Source organism: Rhodobaculum claviforme (assembly GCF_016653255.1).
Classification (GTDB): Bacteria; Pseudomonadota; Alphaproteobacteria; order Rhodobacterales; family Rhodobacteraceae; genus Rhodobaculum; species Rhodobaculum claviforme.
This window is the reverse complement of record NZ_NHSD01000013.1, coordinates 1-3,200: the sequence shown is the minus strand read 5'-3', so window position 1 is coordinate 3,200 and position 3,200 is coordinate 1. Positions and strand designations below refer to the sequence as shown.

Here is a 3,200-nt window from a genome sequence, read left to right as displayed (position 1 = left end):
GGTCACGGCATGGATGTCTATGGTGAGCCTGCGGATCTGGTCCGGGCAACCCTGCGCGTCTTGCGTGCGGCCCGCCTGAGCTGTCGGCCAGTGTGCGCCAGCGTGCCCGCTTTGCGGGGGAGCATCTCCCGGCGCTCCAGCGGTGATCATCCCCGGGGAGCCGCCCTTTCCGGCGGGCCCGCTCCGTGTTCTCGCGCTCGATGTGGAAACCGCAACCACGACCGTGGCGGCATCTGCCAGATCGGTGTGGCCTGCGCGCGCCCGGATGGCGTCCACCGGCGCGGATGCGTTCAATGTGATCGACGACGATGGACCGGCATCCGTACGATCCCGAAGTGTCGCCGACTCGGGCATGCTCAGCCCGACCGGGACGCAGGCTGCTCATAAAACGCTTGACTGGCGGGAAAAATCAAGGGATTCCGGCGATACACGCATAAGGTGTGAGGGTTGAGTGCTACAGCACCCGGTCGATCAACATGTGGGGATGCGCATTCGCACTCGGCGGCTGGTCCTGGGGCTGTCACAACAGATGCTTGCGACCCAGCTGGGCGTCACATTCCAGCAGATCCAGAAATACGAACGGGCGATCAACCGCGTCAGCGCGTCGATGCTGTGGAACATGGCGCAAGCCCTGTCGGTCCCGATCTCCTATTTTTACGACGGTCTGCCGCAGGACGACGGAGAGCAGGTGCCTGGTTCCGGGCTCATGGATCGCCGTGCATCGGTGCTGATTCGCGCCTTTGCGGCACTCGATCCCCCCAAGCGCACCGTTCTGCTGAACATTGCGCGCTCCCTGTCGGAACCCCCAGCGTGACTGCGACTTCGGGAGCCACGCGTTGGCTGTTCCGGGCGTGTCCGAGGGAAACGGTCAACGTGCGCCGCCCTTCTGGTCCCTGGCCGGAGGGCACGGCAGGGAGGATCTGAGGGTGGCTCAGGCCATATGACAGGGGGCGTGACGCCGGGTGAGGGGGCGCAGGTCTCCCATCTCGTCAGCGTGTGCTGAATGAGCCGGTGTGCGCGGAGATGGCGCCGCGCGAAGTCCTGTGTGGCCCTCATGGAGGCCGGTAGGCCTGTCGCATGGTGCCCTGCGCCGATCCAGTGGCCGCCGCAGGGATGTGCCGTGGCGTGATTGCGCGGTGACGCGCCGTTCGGATGCGGGAACGGGGGCAGGTCGATCCGCGCCTGTGTGCCTTCTGGAGTATCGTGAACGGGTCTCAGAGGGGCGTCGGCCGGCGGTCGGGGCCCCGAGATGTTTCGCGCGAGGGTCAAGGGTGCCAGCGTCGGCCCCTTTTTCCGTTTGAAACTGAACATGTACGCCTGTAACTTATAGTGATGAGTGAGGTAACTTCCCTAAGCCATTGAACAAAAGCCACTGTTACAATATATATATCTAGTTACATATATAGATAAATATACATGCGTACACACGCACACGCACGCACGCACGCACGCGCACGCACGCACGCACATTAAACAATACACCCCGCGTAACGGCGAAACATTGTAACTGTGGTTAAAAACAATGGCTTGCCTTGTGACGCCTGTGTTTCACCCGGGCGTCACCCGCCTGAATGTAACTGGGTCCGGCCAGATCTGACCCCGCATCACCCCAATCCGGTCACCGATGCATGACGGCGCGGTCGACGGCGCGATCCTGTGGGGCGGGAATGCCTCGCAGCGCTCGATGACCCCCGGGGCAGGTCCGGAGCCTGGGGAGGGGTGCAGGCCCGGCGGCGGGCGGTGACACCAATCACGGCCGTTCAGCCGAGCTCGCAGGCGCCCTGCGGCTCGATATGGCCTCAGGAGCGCTGAGAGAGCCGCAGAGCGGGCGCGCAGCCTTTTCCCTACCCGATAGGAGCCGAGAAGACAGATGCCGCCTCTACGGGCCGCTCAGCGCCTCTCAGGCCATGCCGCGCCGAACTGAAGGCATCCGTTGACCGCCTTTCGCCTGCGGCAACGGCGGAGCCCGGATCATGTCCCCGGGCGTTTCGCACGGGTGCATGTTCCCCACCGGGTAATCAACACCATCACCCCGGACAGCCTCGCCGATCTCCCCGCGGGGTCAAGCGGTTTCAGCTTGGCTGCGCGACTGCGCATGTGCGTGCCGGTGAGGGGCAGACGGCGAGCGCGCCAACGGGTCGAATGTGTTCAGCGACATTGAACATGAAGGTAAGCATCCGGCGTGCGCCGCGGTCACGCATCCCACGCGCAACAGGCAAACGCGAAGACGTGCGAGGGTGCTGCCCTCAAGCGCGCGCAGGGCCGCCGGCAAATCCTGGAGCAGCGCAGCGATCCGACGGAACCCGCAGCGCGCAACCGCCGGCCCCTCCGCGTCGAGGACGTCGATCACCGCGCGCCCGAAGCGCCGGCACCAACGCGCCGCGCTGTCGCCCCCGGGGCCCACGGCCAGCGCCTCGGCGTGCGCCCACGCCGCTGCCCAGCCCGCCTCGGCCTCCTCCCGCCACGCAGCCAGGGCGGGATCGAAGGCGGGCATTCCGACCAGCTCGAGCTCGGCGACGCAGGCCGTCGACAGGGCGTCGGCAAGGCGCGAGAGGCCGATGGAGAGACGGACCTGAACCGGGTTGGAGGCCGGGCGGGACGGCACGGGAAGGGCCTGTGTGTGGGACGTCGCCAACGGGTGGGATGCGAACTGGGACACGACGGTGATGGGCTGGGTGTGCATGGTATGAACTCCTGCTCTTGGCGATGGCGCTGACGGCCTGTGATCTCTGTCTGTGAGTGTTGAGCTTTCGCTCGATATGTTTCATACATACCATGACAAGTCCCAGGCATCAAGTATGAAACATCACATGAGAAGTCTAAAACATGATAAGCGTCGAGCAGATCAAGGCAGCACGGGTGTTGTTGCACCTTGACCAGGCCGATCTCGCCCGCCGGGCCGAAGTGTCGCTGCCAACAATCCAGCGCGTTGAAAACCCGAAGCTTGGGCCCGAGCGCTCGTCGTTGCGGGTCGTGCAGGCCATAAAGGGAGCGCTTGAAGCCGCAGGGGTTGAGTTCCTCGACACCGCGGACGGCAAGGGCGAGGGCGTGCGGCTGCGCTCCCCCAGATCGACAGGATCGGCGACGACATAGGCCTGCTCCCCGAGGCCGGATGGGGCAGGCGCTGTCGGGACTGAACCTCAGAAGGGTGACGGTTCAGACGCGCCTACGCCAGGATCACCATGGGCGAAGGGCAGATC

3 protein-coding genes are annotated in these 3,200 nt (G+C 65.1%); 2 read left to right on the top strand and 1 reads right to left on the bottom strand.

Annotated elements, in window-relative coordinates; translation table 11 throughout:
- Nucleotides 1-484 precede the first annotated feature (484 nt).
- On the top strand, nt 485-814 hold the full coding sequence (locus tag CCR87_RS00190; RefSeq protein ID WP_201155329.1) for a helix-turn-helix domain-containing protein: 330 nt from the start codon (nt 485-487) through the stop codon (nt 812-814).
- Nucleotides 815-2,062: 1,248 nt separating this feature from the next.
- On the opposite strand, the gene CCR87_RS00185 is transcribed toward CCR87_RS00190, so the two are convergent.
- The gene (locus tag CCR87_RS00185) at nt 2,063-2,683 is read right to left on the bottom strand and encodes a hypothetical protein (RefSeq protein WP_201155328.1); all 621 of its coding nucleotides are present in this window, start codon (nt 2,681-2,683) and stop codon (nt 2,063-2,065) included.
- Nucleotides 2,684-2,826: 143 nt separating this feature from the next.
- On the opposite strand from CCR87_RS00185, the gene CCR87_RS00180 reads away from it, so the two are divergent.
- On the top strand, nt 2,827-3,093 hold the full coding sequence (locus CCR87_RS00180; protein WP_201155327.1) for a helix-turn-helix transcriptional regulator: 267 nt from the start codon (nt 2,827-2,829) through the stop codon (nt 3,091-3,093).
- Nucleotides 3,094-3,200 lie beyond the last annotated feature (107 nt).